Consider the following 13,547-nt stretch of genomic DNA (forward strand, 5'->3'; position numbering starts at 1 on the left):
CGGAATCTGTAGAGGGCGTATAGGGGAATCTGAGGCGGTGTGGCTCAGCTACCAGCGCCAACCAGCATCTCCACATCCTCAACAAGGCAGGACGGGCTGCATCCTAAAGCACCGGCTAGCTTGAAGATAATGGTTATGGTGGGCTGATTAAGGCCGCGCTCAATGAGGCTGACGTAATTCCGCTGAATGTCAGCTTCAAGAGCTAGCTGCTCCTGTGTGAGTCCCGCGTCCTTCCGCCTTTTGCGAAGAACCTTCCCAAATGCCAGCCCGATGTCCAAAGCCTGTCCCCCCCCCCGTGATGAAGAGAGGGACTGTCGGACGTAGGGGAAATCAGGTCTTCACAATATACTGTGAAAAAATGGTTGATGTGGCATCATTGGAATGAGGATGATGGCCGTCCGCCACTGCTCAGCGCTTAGGTTTGAGCATTTGCTGATGAATGGACGCTTGAGGCCAATGGCCTAACTGGAGGGGGTTTATGGAAGTAAGAAAGGCACTCTTGTTGGCAGTAGTATTTACTGCTACCGCAGCTCATGGGGCTAAGAAAAACACAGAAGCAGAAGTGTGGGCTCAAGAGCCAACCAGTTTTATAGGCATCCAGCTAGATGAAAATCTAATTTATCAGCTAAAGCAGTGCCCTGAGGACTATGACTTTAACGCTCCAGAAGAGATGTGCTACGAGCGACCGTACGTCACAAATTACTACTCTCTACGTTATACACCAGCGCTAGGGATAGGTTACGGTGCGGCGGTGATGACGCACGAGTCTCAGATTCGAGAAATACGGCTTACAACGAAAGAGGAAAACTACGACACGGTCAAGTCCATGCTATTGCAAAAGTATGGAAAGCCTCTAAAACAATCCTCAGAGACTGTTAAGACAAAAGTTGGCGCCGCATTCAGAAATGAGAAAATCTATTGGGATGGGAAAAAAGTCACGATAGTGCTGGAAAGATATTATGACACCATTGATAAAAGCAGGGTGTCAGTGATAAACAAAGATGTTGCTCACAAGGCAATCAAGGCAGAAAACGACAAGATGACAGATAGCGCCTCTAAACTTTAATCCTGTCAATTACACTTACCTACTGACCTTAATCCTGTGGGACCACAAAGGATGTGCTCCCACAGCAAGGTGCTGTGAGTACATCATCTAGGAGCGTTGCCCATTAGAGGCAATCTCTGCATTCATGCTCCACTGCAAGTGCTTTACCCTGTGTTGCAGGGTATTGGATCAGCAGTGCGGCAGGGACTGGCTATCGCTCAGTCTTATTGATTGGTTTAGTTGAATGAGAATCCCACCTGCGATCCTATCGTAGAACTATGTTGTCTTTCTTGAGGTTCCCCCGTGGCCACCTTGCCCACAAGTGAAGAAAACTCTTTTTTATAGTATAAGGAATTTTGCTTACCCCTTGATTTTCGTGGCCTGCAGAGCATTTCTCGCGTAGCTTTTTTGGAAAAGTGATGAGAAGCTACGCAAGGTCACCAGCCAGCATTTAGGGTCAAGCGGCAAGAGCTTCTACGGCAGCGGTGCTGTCATTCCATCCACCTTTATTCATGCTTGATGCTGATTGAGGGTGGACGGTTGTCCAGTCACGATACCAGTGCTTGATGTAGTCATCCCGCTTGGCATCATCACCTCGGAAGATCAGCCGTGGATTGATCGTCAGCTTGACCTCACCCGAGCGAATGCCGCCATTTCTTGAGGTGCTGACTCTGACCATGTTGCTGCTGATCAACGTGCTCAGCTTATTCATCAGGTTTGAGGTTGTCGTACCCAATGCCTTCGCCAGATCGGTTTGGGACATGAGGATAATGTTCCGGTACAGAACCAGTTCGTGCAGTTGGCTCAGTGTGTTCATCATCGGGACTGTAATACGGCAGTCAACCTGTTTATGGCTACGGACCCATGTACCAAGACCTGCATCTTGAGCGTCAGTCAGGGAGTGGAGTGTATGTGGTGGCAGCTTACGTCGATCAACGTATTTCAGGTGCTGCTCTAGGTCGTCAGCACTCCGACACTTGCTGAGTTCTGGTCGGTAGTCAGGGCGTTCGCTGAAAGCGGAAGGCTTGTCATCGTAGCCAAAGATTTCGCCTGTTGTTGGACTGATCAACAGTCCGTCGACGTTAAGGAACGGAGCAACGTAAGCCTTCCCCTTGCGTGCATTTGGTACTTCCAATTCCGCTTGGGAAAGAAGGATGGCCGGGTGGACAGTGGTGGGGTGGGATGCGGTATTGCTTGGGGGATTCGAGGCAAGTGGGTACGACATTTTTGATTCTCCTTTTCAAGTTCAGTTCATAGGCATTCCTCTCGGTGGTGCCGTTTCAGTGTGGTGGTGTAACTGCTCAAATCGCAGGCATGACAAAACCTCCTACGATGCGCAGTTCGTAAAACGAAAGCGGTCGTGTGGAGATTGGGTGCTGAAATTAGAGGTGGTGCTTATACTCTTATAGCCCCGGAAAGTCAATAAATTTCTTGCTCATGGCGAACCGGCCGGTCCGTAATCTACCGCTGCCGCGTTGATTCCTCCCTAAAACCACTCCCCAGCTACGGCTTAAACCGAGCCGATTGCAGCGCCTCTCCTATAACCCGCTAGCCCTTTAATACCACCAAGGCCAGATCGTGCCAGAATCGCCTGAGAATGCGTCCTAGGCCTGTGGTCGCTGGGGATCGTTCACGATTTCATAAAAAACCTGTTGAATCCGTTGTATCCACTCATAAATGAGAGTGGAAACTGACTGTGCGTTTAGCACCCACACCGGCCATCCCCAGCATTTATCGGGATCAAAAGGGTTTGGAAACCTTTTTGTATACACAAAAAAAGCCCACCAGCAATAGCTAGCAGGCTTTTTAATCCTGTTGTTTTCATTGTTAACGCTCAGGTTGGATTACGCAGGGATCTCCAAAGGCGAGTAACAGGCTTGCACTTCTGCCTCTATCTGAGCCAGCTGTTTGGCTTTAGCTGTCTCAGCAGCCTTGCGCTCTTTCTCTTGTAGCTTCTGGATTAGTTGCTGCCGCAGTAGATCTTGATAACGGGAGTGTTCCGCTTCCAACCATTCGACGTACTCAAATTTCACTTTTATTTTTAACTCTGCAATATCTTGCTCTTGCAGATGTTCTGGTTTTATGAGCATGCAGCTGTAATGGAGTGGGTCCGTAGCTACCGCATGATTGCGGGCGATGGTGTATCCCTCTGCAAATTTGGCAGCAACAAGCTCAAGGAAGTCATGTGGCAAGGGTGCATATACCCCTTGCTTTGATTGCGTGGTGAGCTTGTAGAGCTTCACAGCATCTTCTAGGCGACGCTTAAATTCAGCATCATTCCATTTCGGTGGGGCACCGTTAATTTGGATCTTCTCAGACATTATTTTATTCCTCTTTTGTGCATATATTGATAAAACGCAGTCATTACTTTGGCCCTGTGTTCGGCGGGATCGAACTCTTTGGGTTTAATAACTGCTGGAGCGGTGTGTGTAATCGGTGCTTTTGCAATGGGCGCCCTAATTTCTTGTGCCACGCTCTGCCTGTGTGGCTTTCGTTTATGACGTTCTACAACTCTCGCAAAAGCTGTCATAAAGTTGTTTTGTTTCATTCAGATTCCCCATGTCTGTTTAGGTGTAGGTTGTGCTTGGTAGTGAGAATGTCAATCTGATCTACACGGCGGCGATATTCAGCCTTATCCCCACTTGCAGCAGCTGCTGCCTGTAAACGGCGGTAGTGAGTCACCTGCTCAATTGCAAGCTGTCTTTCAAAATCATGTAAGCTCATAAGTACTCCTTTTAATATAAGGTGGATAAACGTCTCGGACTCGGCTGTTTTGGGTTATTGAGCCCCCGTAAATCAAAGGCTGGAGAGGTGCAAATATAGGGGGTGCGTAGGGTAGCCTTGCCTAAAGAAACATCGCTCTAAACGCACCGTAGAGCGCTCTAGAGGCATGTAGGGTGTAGGGCAGATGTAGGATTAAGAGGCATTGAGCGCTTCGAGGAAGCTTGGGCTGATTAATGCGAACTCACCAGAGTCCACACACGAACCATCCGTGTGCTTGGCCAGCGTTGCAAAGTACTTATTTAGTACGAACTCTGACACCTCTATCAATTTATGTTGGGCAGCAATTCTTTCTGGCTTGCAGTCTTCAAAGCAGTTAACGATTAGGTTGGATTGACGATGGATGACTAGCCAGTTATTCATTGATTCACCACCAGATCGCTCAAGTACTCATTGATGGTTTGATTGGCCGAGAAAGCCTTAACTGTAAGCTCGGTAAAGATGATGTGCGGCACATGAAACTTTACCAACATTGTTTGATTTCTGTTGGAGCGAAAGAGTTTCGATCTGCAAGAGCTAGAGCAGGTTCGACTGTCTGATCGTCTATGTTGAAGCGATTTGTTGCAGATACAGCAGGTACGGGTATTCGTCATAAGACCTCCTTGGGTTATGAATTGAGTGGTTATGTTGTGTTATATAGAGCCCGGAACGGGTAATCCGTTGGACAAAAAGAAGCCCTCAAACCGCAAGCGGTAGAGGGCATAAGGAAAGAATAGGTGACTTTGGGGAAATTAGAGGGAACCCAAAGGCGTGAGAGCTGCGCAGAGATGAGAAATACAGCACTCAGCAAATGTCAGACGACATAGAGGAATATCTGAAATCGAACTTAAAACAATTTCAGATATTGATTAATAATATCAATTGAACTCGGTTTTTGTCAATAGATGTTGCATGTATTTGAGCATTTAATTGAATTTGAATGACAGCTTAGATAGCGCATCTAGTTTCTGCTGCGGGCTGGCACCTTCATCATACACATCATATGTAACAGTGCCGGTTTCATGCCCCACAATGTTTGCAATGGTAGGCCCGGGTACATTTGCTCGGACCAATAGAGTAACCACCATGGATCGTACACTGTGGAATACATACTGCGTGCCATAACCTTCCGCTTTTTTAAGTCTACCGAATGCCTTGCTGAGTGAGTCTGATCTGATGCCGTATTGGTTGCCTGCTGAGCTGGGGAGTAAGAATCCATCAGCACTATCTGCAATCAGTCGAGCTACCGTGCTTTGGATTGCTGGATGTATTGGTATTTCCCTAATGCCGGCAGCGGTTTTACTTTCGCCAATTTTGAAGCTTAATACACCTTCAATTTTCGAAATTGATTCTTTTCGAAGTTGTGCAATTTCCTCAATTCGGCATCCGGTGTACGCGCCAAGCATTATTAGGTCACACAATTTTTGATTTTTTTGTGCCTGAGCGACTGTGTAGAGACCTTCGATCTGCTCTCGGGTGAATGCCTTCCGTGATGCATCTACTTTAGCTTTGCCACGCACTTTTGGGAGTTCTTGTTCTTTGAATGGGTTGTCCTGACCTTTATGCAATTCCTGCCAGTGTGATTCGGTTTTCATCGCCCATTTCCAGAATGTTGAACCGGCTAATAGATACTGGGCTTTGGTCTTGCTTGATAAATTGAGCGTTTCCAGCCATCCAGCGACAGTCTCATTGGTCAAGGGTTTCCCTTGATCGCGTAGATGCTGGGAGAGCTTCTTGAGCTTGCTTTCCTGCTGGTCTATGGTCTTGTTTGCAATGCCTTCCTTAACTCGGTAAGCACGGAATTTCTCTAAGCGACCATCTGTAATGGGGCTGACAGGTTTGTATATTGCTGGGTTATGCACGATTGCCTTTGCTTCCTGATGCTCAGCGTCAGAAAGACTGTACTCTTCTGCAATACATGCTGCTTCCATGTCTGCTGTAATCATCAGAAGATCGTTTTGTAGTTCGAGACCTTCGAGTGGCGTTATGCCTTTCTCAAAGAGCCGCAACATCTTATCCGCATGGTTAATAAATCTATCCGCAAAATCGTTGATCCCATCTGATCTTAAATCATCAGCCATGCGGTGAAGGTCTTGTATCAGGGCAGCCCGTCCCCTAGGTGGTGGGGGCGGTGGTGTGCTTAAGTCAGGTGGTGTGAGCAGGAAGTTGACAGCCTTACTCCGGCTCGTCTGAATGCCCAGTCCTGCTTGGTGCTGAGCAAGTCGCCACTGGTCGCCTGATACGAGCTTCCGCTCCCTTGCTGCTGCAATTTGAGCCTTCCACTGTGCGAGGATCGGTAGTCGTCTGTCCATCGCTTCGGCCCGGTTGCTGGTGCCGGTGGTCTTGATTAGCTTGGCACGCCCACCAAAGGCATGCCGCACATCGGCAGGCACTGCCATACGGACATACCATGTCGATTCTCCATCTTTCTGGGTGAGGTGGTCGGCCATCTGAGTAATCTCCAATTTGACCACTCATTTTGACCACTCAAGCCTACAAAAGCCAATAGATGCCGTGGTTTGTGGGCTGTAGAACTGAAATCTTAGAGTCCCTATCTCTCCGCCATATATCGAGAAGCCCCGCAGATGAAAATCTGCGGGGCTTTTTCGTTGTCTGGCGTTAATGCTTCATCATCCCGAGCTCCGCATCATCCAGCAGTGCCTTGGCCATCGCGCTCAGGTAATGCGAAGCCCAGATCAACTTCTGATCGCCATCCATCAACCCGGTCAGGGTCATGTCGCGTACGTAGCCCATCAGCTCGGATGCCTGTTCGCGGGCGCTTTGGCAGCAGATGCCGGGTTCGATGCGAAAGAGTGGGTGGGTTTGGTTTTCGCCTTGGTAGAACGTTGTCAGGCCGACGGTAGTGGGCGGCTTTGGGGTGGCTGTAGTCGTCATTTGAACTCCCTGGAATCTTTAGTGCCGGGTCGGGCCTCTTCGCGGGCAAGCCCGCGAAGGGGCCGGGCCTGGCTACGCAGCTTTTCGAATGTTCAATGCACCGTGCCCGGCGCTGCGGGGATGTGCGGCTGCATCTGCAATTGCATCAAGGCGGACTCCACCAGGCTTTGTACTGCCTCCATCTCGTGGATGACTGCCTGCATCACGATCGAGCTGGGGGAGGTGGGTTTGAGTTGCACGGATTGGCGGGCTACGAAGAGGGCACAGAGGACGTACTCTGTGGATTGGATCAGGGTGTCCTGCAGTATCTGCGAGGAATCGAGGGAGTAGGGCGGATCGGGGACTATCTTGCGCATGAAAGCTCCTTGGGTAAGTGGAGCTGCCTGGCAACGCTGTCAAACGAATGGAGGCAGCTATACACAGGTTGACAGACCGGTACCCAAGCAACCCGGCGCACACGAATGTGCCCTATGTACAGCCGCCATGAAGCGCTGTAACGGAAACTTGGGTTGTCGGCCTGTCAAAGCCAGTCGTTGATTTGGCAACGACAGGGCGAGACTAGAGCGCGACCCAAGCACTCGCAACAGTTTGAGCGGATCGGCAGTATGTTTGGGAAATGGACTACAAGATAGGGGAAAAAACTGAAGGTTAGCTGTAGGGCGGAAGGCTGATTTGCCATCCTTTATAGTCCAGGAAATGAGAACTGCGCTCTCCTGTTGTTTATGCGTTCTGGATAAACCCTGGGGCTGCGTAGCAGCCCCGGCAATCTCGAACCCGAATGACAACCCTCAGCGCATCGCCGCCAGCTTGATCCCGAACCCGACCAGGCAAGCCCCCGCCAACCGCTCGAACAGGTTGGCAATCCGTGGGTTCGCGCGCATGCGTTCGGCCAGCTTGTGGGTCAGCACCACCGCAATCAACCCATACAGGAACGTCACCACCGCCACGGTCGCCGCCAGGAAGCCAAAGGTCACCAACCCTTGGTGCTTCACCGGGTCGACAAACAGCGGGAAAAACGCCATGTAGAACATGATCGCCTTGGGGTTGAGCAAGGTGATCATCATCGTCTGGCGCAAGTAATGGCCGTTGTCCATGCGGCTCGCACGCGGGGCGCCGCCAGGTTTGCTCAGCAGCATGCGCAGCCCCAGGTAGGCCAGGTACGCAGCCCCCGCCCATTGCACCACGTGGAAGGCGGCGGGGTAGGCGGCAAGCAGGGTGGCAACGCCGGCCACGGCCAGCCACAGCAGCACCTGGTCACCCAGAATCACCCCGCAGGTTGCCGCAAGCCCAGCTTTGATGCCGCCCTTGCCCGTGGCAGTGATCAAGGCAAAGTTGCCCGGGCCGGGGATGGCCAGGACGATGATGAAGGCGATGACAAAGGCGCCGTAGTCGGTAACACCGAGCATGGGGAAACTCCTGTAAGCGTGCAGATGCGGGGCAGAACTACAGACTATCTTCCGCTGCGGCCTACTTTTCAACTGTCCATTAATACGGCGATAACGCGACGTATTGTTACATCACGGCCTGAGCGACTTGGATCCAATGCCTTGGTTCTGTATGATTCGGACGCCATCAGTACGATGGCCGACGATTCATTTAAAGGACTTAGTATGAAAAAGCTGTTGAAAGCCACTGTTGCCGTTGCTGTCGTTTCGGGCGTTGCCCTGCTGTCCGGCTGCACTGGTCAAGTCTACAACCAGCAGAAGAACTGCTCGTACGACTACCTGTTCCACCCTTCGGTTTCCATCTCCAAGGTCATCGGTGGCTGCGGCCCAATCGATAAACTGCCTCAGCAGCAGTAATCTTGGCGATACCCTGATCGCGGCGCTTGCGGCGTGATCCAAGGACCCCGGTCATGCAAATGGCCGGGGTCTTTTGTTTTTCCAGCAGTCGTCCACGTATCCACTTTTCCGTACACCTGGGACAACCTGTCGCCTTGACGCACAGCCCCTCAATTTGTTTGTGCTGGCAATTCAGTTACAATCGGAAAATCGTTTCAGCCATGGCGGGTCAACTCGACCATCGGCTGTGCGTTGACTGTTTCTCTTGGCTGCTGACTCCAATGATCAATAACAAGCGCGCGCTAAAGGACAGAGAGATACGAGGCCCAGCCTAGGCCTCCCTTACGTGCTAATCATTGGAATCGATCAATGTTCAAGAAAGCTGGCAAGACCTTGCTGGGTCTGGCTGTCGCGGCGAGCGTCATGCAAGCGCACGCGGCAGAAACCAAGAAAGTCGACGTGCTGCTGGTCGGCGGCGGCATCATGAGCTCCACCCTGGCGGTCTGGCTGCACGAGCTGGAGCCGAGCTGGTCGATGGAAATGGTCGAGCGCCTGGACGGCGTCGCCGAAGAAAGCTCCAACGGCTGGAACAACGCCGGTACCGGCCACTCCGCGCTGGCCGAGCTGAACTACACCCCTGAAGACAAAGACGGCAACGTCAACATCACCAAGGCCATCGAAATCAACGAAGCCTTCCAGATCTCCCGCCAGTTCTGGTCGTGGCAGGTGCGTCAGGGTGTGCTGAAGAACCCGCATTCGTTCATCAACAGCACCCCGCACATGAGCTTCGTCTGGGGCGATGACAACATCAAGTTCCTCAAGAAGCGTTATGACGCGCTGCAGGCAAGCCCGCTGTTCCGCCCGATGCAGTACTCCGAGGACCACGCGCAGATCGCCAAGTGGGTCCCGCTGATGATGCAAGGCCGCGACCCGAACCAGAAGCTGGCCGTGACCTGGACGCCGATTGGCACCGACGTCAACTTCGGCGAGATCACCCGCCAGTTCGTTGGCCACCTGAAGACCCAGGACAAGTTCGACCTGAAGCTGTCCAGCGAAGTGCAGGACATCACCCGCAACAAGGACGGCTCCTGGCACGTCGAGTACAAGAACCTGAAGGACGGTACCGAATCGGCCACCGACGCCAAGTTCCTGTTCATCGGTGCCGGCGGCGGCGCGCTGAAGCTGCTGCAGAAGTCGGGCATCCCGGAGGCCAAGGAATACGCAGGCTTCCCGGTGGGTGGCTCGTTCCTGGTGACCGAGAACCCGACCGTTGCCATGCAGCACATGGCCAAGGCCTACGGCATTGCCTCGACTGGCGCACCGCCCATGTCGGTACCGCACCTGGACACCCGCGTGCTGGACGGCAAGCGGGTGATCCTGTTCGGGCCATTCGCCACCTTCTCGACCAAGTTCCTGAAAAACGGCTCGTACCTCGACCTGCTGGGCAGCACCACGCTGCACAACGTGTGGCCGATGACCAAGGTCGGTATCGAACAATACCCGCTGGTGGAGTACCTCGCTGGCCAGCTGATGCTGTCTGACGACGACCGCTTCGAAGCCCTGCGCACCTACTTCCCGAACGCCAAGAAAGAAGATTGGCGCCTGTGGCAGGCGGGCCAGCGCGTGCAGATCATCAAGCGTGATGCCGAGAAGGGCGGCGTGCTGAAGCTGGGCACCGAAGTCGTGGCCTCCGAAGACCGCACCATTGCCGGCCTGCTGGGTGCCTCGCCAGGTGCATCGACTGCTGCACCGATCATGCTGACCGTGCTGGAAACCGTGTTCAAAGAGAAAGTGGCAACGCCTGAGTGGCAAGCCAAGATCAAAGAAATCGTGCCGAGCTATGGCACCAAGCTCAATGATTCGGCAGCCGCCACGCAGAAAGAGTGGAACTACACCGCTGAAGTGCTGCAGCTGGAGAAGCCGCCAGTGATCGACGCGAGCGTTGATTTCGGCGGTGCGCCAACCCAGCCGGTTGAAAGCAAGCCTGAGAACGACATGGCGCTGTAAGCGACACTGTTGTGAACGAAAGCCACGGGGGTGACCTCGTGGCTTTTTTGTTTCCGGGCAAAGCCGCTGATCGGAAACCCAGGCGGGAACTAATAAAAACATATTTTGATGCTTAAATTAATCTTGTCAGTCGATCCCCCTCCAGGAGGGTGCCGTCATGAACCTCAAGATTGCTGCCTTACTGCTGCTAGCGCTGTGCGCACAGCCGGCATGGAGCCAGAGTTACTCAACCGCTACCCCCGCCGCCAAACCCGCCGCAGCTGGTGCACTGACCACGCGCCTGGCCCTGCGCGACCTCTGGGTCGAGCACATTTTCTGGGTCCGCAACTACGCTGTGGCCAACCAGGCCGGCAATGCCAAGCAAGCCGAAGTCGCGGCCAACGAAGTGGTCGCCGATGCCACCCGGATCGCCAACAGCATTGCGCCGTTGTACGGCCAGACGGCAGCCGACCAGTTGCTCAAACTGCTCGCCGGCCACTGGGGTGCCATCAAGCACTACAGTGATGCCACCGTGGGCAAGGACAAAAAAGGCCAGCAGGCCGCCGTCGATGACCTGACCAGCAACGCCAAGGCGATTGCCGCGTTCCTGGCCAAGGCCAACCCCAACCTGCCCGAGCAGACGCTGATCACCATGCTGGGCGCCCATGGCGGCCATCATATTGCGCAGATCGACCAGCTTGCCGCGGGCGACTACGCCGGTGAGGCACGCACCTGGGGGATGATGCGCGAGCATATCCTGGCACTGGCGGACGCCTTGACGGCAGCGCTGGTCAAGCAGTTCCCGGACAAGTTCTGATGCTCGAAGGGCTTGGCCGTACCCAACAGGACCTGCTCCATGCGTTGTTGCACCAGCCGGCAGGCATGAGCATCGACGACCTGGCGCAGGCCCTGGCCATTACGCGTACGGCCGTGCGTCAGCACCTGGCCGCACTGGAGCGCGACGGCCTGGTGATGCGCGGCGCCACCCGGCCCACCGGGCGGCGCCCGGAGCAACTGCACCAGCTCACCGAGCATGCCCGTGAGCTGTTCCCACGGCAGTACCCGCTGTTGGCCAATCTGCTGATCGGTGAAGTGGCCGGGATCATCGGCCATGACGCCCTGCGGGTGCTGATGCGCCAGTTGGGGCGCAAGCTGGCGGCGGACCTGGAACAGCAGGTGGTGGATGAGGCGCGCATCGTGCAGCACATGAACACGGCCGGGTATGAGGCCGAGGTGTTCTTTCGTTCAGCCGGGGAGCCGCAGATCGTGGCGCACAATTGTGTGTTCCATCACTTGGCCAAGGCGCATCCCGTGGTCTGCGAGCTGGACCTGGCGTTGATCGGGGCGTTGGGAGGCGCAGAGGTCAGCCATGAGGAATGCATGTTGAGGGGAGGGCAGGTGTGCAGGTTTGCACTGATCAAGAAAGACCTGTGATGTTGTTCATGCCTGCCTCTTCGCGGGCAAGCCCGATACCACAGATACCCCGCTAATCTCCTGTGGGAGCGGGCTTGCCCCGCGAAGAGGCCCGCACAGGAATTATTGCTGCCGAAGAATGCACGTCAGTAACCCAGGGAACCGTTCGTCGAGCATTTCACTGCGCAACGAGTTCATATGGGTAGTGCCGACATTACGCGTATGCACCAGCCCCGCATCGCGCAACACGCGAAAATGGTGCGACATGCTCGACTTCGGCCGGCCGCCATCCAGCTCGCCGCAGCTGGCCTCGGCAACGCCCGCCAAGTGGCGCACGATCTCCATGCGCACGGGGTCGCTCAGGGCGTAAAGCAGGCGCTCGAGGATCAGGTCTTCAGGGTTGGGATGTTTGTAGGCTCGCATGGTCGACATGATAACGGGCCTTTCAATTATTGCCATAGTTCGATTATGATCGAACTATCGTATTCAAATGACCCCGGAGTCCCTCATGTCCGCATTGTTCGAACCCTATACCCTCAAAGACGTCACCCTGCGCAATCGCATTGCCATCCCGCCAATGTGCCAGTACATGGCCGAAGACGGCATGGTCAACGACTGGCACCACGTGCACTTGGCCGGTTTGGCCCGTGGCGGTGCCGGCCTGGTGGTGGTCGAGGCCACGGCGGTAGCGCCGGAAGGGCGCATTACCCCCGGCTGCGCCGGTATCTGGAGTGACGCCCATGCCCAGGCGTTCGTGCCGATGGTGCAGGCGATCAAGGCTGCAGGCTCGGTGCCGGGCATTCAGATCGCCCATGCCGGGCGCAAGGCTAGCGCCAACCGCCCGTGGGAAGGTGACGACCATATCGCCGCCGACGATGCCCGCGGCTGGGACACCATCGCCCCATCGGCCATCGCCTTCGGCGCCCACCTGCCGAAAGTGCCGCGCGAGATGACCCTGGACGACATCGCCCGGGTCAAGCAGGACTTCGTCGATGGCGCCCGCCGTGCACGTGATGCGGGCTTTGAGTGGATCGAGCTGCACTTTGCCCACGGGTACCTGGGCCAGAGCTTCTTCTCTGAGCATTCCAACCAACGTACCGACGCCTATGGCGGCAGCTTCGAGAACCGCAGCCGCTTCCTGCTGGAGACCCTGGCCGCCGTGCGTGAGGTTTGGCCAGAAAATCTGCCGCTGACGGCCCGCTTTGGTGTGCTGGAGTATGACGGCCGCGATGAGCAGACCCTGGACGAATCCATCGAGTTGGCCCGAATGTTCAAAGCCGGTGGCCTGGACCTGCTGAGTGTCAGCGTCGGTTTCACCATCCCTGAAACCAACATCCCCTGGGGCCCGGCGTTCATGGGGCCGATTGCCGAGCGCGTACGCCGCGAGGCTGGCCTGCCGGTGACGTCGGCGTGGGGCTTTGGTACGCCGCAGTTGGCTGAAGGCGCGCTTAAAGCCAATCAGCTCGACCTGGTGTCGGTAGGGCGTGCGCACCTGGCTGACCCGCACTGGGCGTACTTCGCGGCCAAGGAATTGGGCGTGGATAAAGCGTCGTGGACCTTGCCGGCGCCTTATGCGCACTGGCTTGAGCGTTATCGCTGAGTTGCTGATTATTCAGTAGCCTGGGCCGGCCTCTTCGCGGGGCAAGCCCGCTCCCACAAGTAGCCGC

16 protein-coding genes are annotated in these 13,547 nt (G+C 54.8%); 6 read left to right on the forward strand and 10 right to left on the reverse strand.

From position 1 onward, the window contains the following. Positions 1-44: 44 nt before the first annotated feature. Positions 45-278 (reverse strand): type II toxin-antitoxin system RelB family anti-toxin, encoded by a 234-nt coding sequence (locus tag OGV19_RS02580; protein WP_264311987.1) that lies wholly within the window; start codon positions 276-278, stop codon positions 45-47. A 200-nt stretch (positions 279-478) separates the two neighbouring features. Here OGV19_RS02580 and OGV19_RS02585 point away from each other — a divergent pair, with 200 nt between their 5' ends. Beyond that, positions 479-1,066 carry a hypothetical protein gene (locus OGV19_RS02585; protein ID WP_264311988.1) on the forward strand — a complete coding sequence of 196 codons (588 nt, stop codon included), beginning with the start codon at positions 479-481 and terminating at the stop codon, positions 1,064-1,066. 436 nt (positions 1,067-1,502) lie between these two features. On the opposite strand, the gene OGV19_RS02590 is transcribed toward OGV19_RS02585, so the two are convergent. The 8 genes from OGV19_RS02590 to OGV19_RS02625 all read right to left on the reverse strand — a co-directional run bounded on the left by OGV19_RS02590 (position 1,503) and on the right by OGV19_RS02625 (position 8,106). Beyond that, positions 1,503-2,270, reverse strand: coding sequence for a helix-turn-helix domain-containing protein (locus OGV19_RS02590; RefSeq protein WP_264311989.1), 768 nt, complete (start codon positions 2,268-2,270; stop codon positions 1,503-1,505). Positions 2,271-2,889: 619 nt separating this feature from the next. Continuing rightward, positions 2,890-3,366, reverse strand: a complete 477-nt coding sequence (locus OGV19_RS02595) for a hypothetical protein (protein ID WP_264311990.1) — start codon at positions 3,364-3,366, stop codon at positions 2,890-2,892. Continuing rightward, the gene (locus OGV19_RS02600; protein WP_264311991.1) at positions 3,366-3,593 is read right to left on the reverse strand and encodes a hypothetical protein; all 228 of its coding nucleotides are present in this window, start codon (positions 3,591-3,593) and stop codon (positions 3,366-3,368) included. The genes OGV19_RS02595 and OGV19_RS02600 overlap by 1 nt, the downstream gene beginning before the upstream one ends. Then, complete coding sequence (locus tag OGV19_RS02605) at positions 3,590-3,769, reverse strand: hypothetical protein (RefSeq protein ID WP_264311992.1); 180 nt, start codon at positions 3,767-3,769, stop codon at positions 3,590-3,592. Before OGV19_RS02605 ends, OGV19_RS02600 begins: the two co-directional genes overlap by 4 nt. A gap of 962 nt (positions 3,770-4,731) precedes the next feature. Continuing rightward, positions 4,732-6,255, reverse strand: a complete 1,524-nt coding sequence (locus OGV19_RS02610) for a tyrosine-type recombinase/integrase (RefSeq protein WP_264311993.1) — start codon at positions 6,253-6,255, stop codon at positions 4,732-4,734. 169 nt (positions 6,256-6,424) lie between these two features. Then, positions 6,425-6,700 (reverse strand): DUF3077 domain-containing protein, encoded by a 276-nt coding sequence (locus tag OGV19_RS02615; protein ID WP_264311994.1) that lies wholly within the window; start codon positions 6,698-6,700, stop codon positions 6,425-6,427. A 92-nt stretch (positions 6,701-6,792) separates the two neighbouring features. After that, positions 6,793-7,056 carry a hypothetical protein gene (locus OGV19_RS02620; RefSeq protein WP_264311995.1) on the reverse strand — a complete coding sequence of 88 codons (264 nt, stop codon included), beginning with the start codon at positions 7,054-7,056 and terminating at the stop codon, positions 6,793-6,795. Between the two features lie 432 nt (positions 7,057-7,488). Then, positions 7,489-8,106, reverse strand: coding sequence for a LysE family transporter (locus tag OGV19_RS02625; RefSeq protein ID WP_264311996.1), 618 nt, complete (start codon positions 8,104-8,106; stop codon positions 7,489-7,491). A 204-nt stretch (positions 8,107-8,310) separates the two neighbouring features. On the opposite strand from OGV19_RS02625, the gene OGV19_RS02630 reads away from it, so the two are divergent. From OGV19_RS02630 to OGV19_RS02645, 4 genes are all read left to right on the forward strand, one after another. After that, positions 8,311-8,502, forward strand: coding sequence for a DUF4223 family protein (locus OGV19_RS02630; protein ID WP_264311997.1), 192 nt, complete (start codon positions 8,311-8,313; stop codon positions 8,500-8,502). 348 nt (positions 8,503-8,850) lie between these two features. Then, a complete protein-coding gene (gene mqo / locus OGV19_RS02635; protein WP_264311998.1) occupies positions 8,851-10,488 on the forward strand; it encodes a malate dehydrogenase (quinone) in 1,638 nt (545 codons plus the stop codon). Positions 10,489-10,645: 157 nt separating this feature from the next. Continuing rightward, entirely contained in the window at positions 10,646-11,284 is a 639-nt protein-coding gene (locus OGV19_RS02640) for a hypothetical protein (protein ID WP_264311999.1), read from the forward strand. Next, entirely contained in the window at positions 11,284-11,901 is a 618-nt protein-coding gene (locus tag OGV19_RS02645) for a helix-turn-helix transcriptional regulator (RefSeq protein WP_264312000.1), read from the forward strand. The genes OGV19_RS02640 and OGV19_RS02645 overlap by 1 nt, the downstream gene beginning before the upstream one ends. Positions 11,902-12,003: 102 nt before the next feature. On the opposite strand, the gene OGV19_RS02650 is transcribed toward OGV19_RS02645, so the two are convergent. Further along, positions 12,004-12,339: an ArsR/SmtB family transcription factor gene (locus OGV19_RS02650; protein ID WP_264312001.1), complete on the reverse strand. Its 336-nt coding sequence runs from the start codon at positions 12,337-12,339 to the stop codon at positions 12,004-12,006. Positions 12,340-12,388: 49 nt separating this feature from the next. On the opposite strand from OGV19_RS02650, the gene xenA reads away from it, so the two are divergent. Then, positions 12,389-13,480, forward strand: a complete 1,092-nt coding sequence (xenA, locus tag OGV19_RS02655; protein ID WP_264312002.1) for a xenobiotic reductase XenA — start codon at positions 12,389-12,391, stop codon at positions 13,478-13,480. Positions 13,481-13,547: the final 67 nt, after the last annotated feature.

Origin of the sequence: Pseudomonas putida (assembly GCF_025905425.1) — a bacterium.
Taxonomy (GTDB): Bacteria; Pseudomonadota; Gammaproteobacteria; order Pseudomonadales; family Pseudomonadaceae; genus Aquipseudomonas; species Aquipseudomonas putida_AF.

Bases quoted from the DNA above. Each gene is read 5' to 3' on its own strand.
- mqo (WP_264311998.1), top strand. From the start codon at position 8,851: ATGTTCAAGAAAGCTGGCAAGACCTTGCTGGGTCTGGCTGTCGCGGCG.
- OGV19_RS02595 (WP_264311990.1), bottom strand. From the start codon at position 3,366: ATGTCTGAGAAGATCCAAATTAACGGTGCCCCACCGAAATGGAATGAT.
- OGV19_RS02650 (WP_264312001.1), bottom strand. From the start codon at position 12,339: ATGGCAATAATTGAAAGGCCCGTTATCATGTCGACCATGCGAGCCTAC.
- OGV19_RS02615 (WP_264311994.1), bottom strand. From the start codon at position 6,700: ATGACGACTACAGCCACCCCAAAGCCGCCCACTACCGTCGGCCTGACA.
- OGV19_RS02590 (WP_264311989.1), bottom strand. From the start codon at position 2,270: ATGTCGTACCCACTTGCCTCGAATCCCCCAAGCAATACCGCATCCCAC.
- OGV19_RS02585 (WP_264311988.1), top strand. From the start codon at position 479: ATGGAAGTAAGAAAGGCACTCTTGTTGGCAGTAGTATTTACTGCTACC.
- OGV19_RS02625 (WP_264311996.1), bottom strand. From the start codon at position 8,106: ATGCTCGGTGTTACCGACTACGGCGCCTTTGTCATCGCCTTCATCATC.
- OGV19_RS02605 (WP_264311992.1), bottom strand. From the start codon at position 3,769: ATGAGCTTACATGATTTTGAAAGACAGCTTGCAATTGAGCAGGTGACT.
- OGV19_RS02600 (WP_264311991.1), bottom strand. From the start codon at position 3,593: ATGAAACAAAACAACTTTATGACAGCTTTTGCGAGAGTTGTAGAACGT.
- OGV19_RS02645 (WP_264312000.1), top strand. From the start codon at position 11,284: ATGCTCGAAGGGCTTGGCCGTACCCAACAGGACCTGCTCCATGCGTTG.
- OGV19_RS02630 (WP_264311997.1), top strand. From the start codon at position 8,311: ATGAAAAAGCTGTTGAAAGCCACTGTTGCCGTTGCTGTCGTTTCGGGC.
- OGV19_RS02620 (WP_264311995.1), bottom strand. From the start codon at position 7,056: ATGCGCAAGATAGTCCCCGATCCGCCCTACTCCCTCGATTCCTCGCAG.
- xenA (WP_264312002.1), top strand. From the start codon at position 12,389: ATGTCCGCATTGTTCGAACCCTATACCCTCAAAGACGTCACCCTGCGC.
- OGV19_RS02640 (WP_264311999.1), top strand. From the start codon at position 10,646: ATGAACCTCAAGATTGCTGCCTTACTGCTGCTAGCGCTGTGCGCACAG.
- OGV19_RS02610 (WP_264311993.1), bottom strand. From the start codon at position 6,255: ATGGCCGACCACCTCACCCAGAAAGATGGAGAATCGACATGGTATGTC.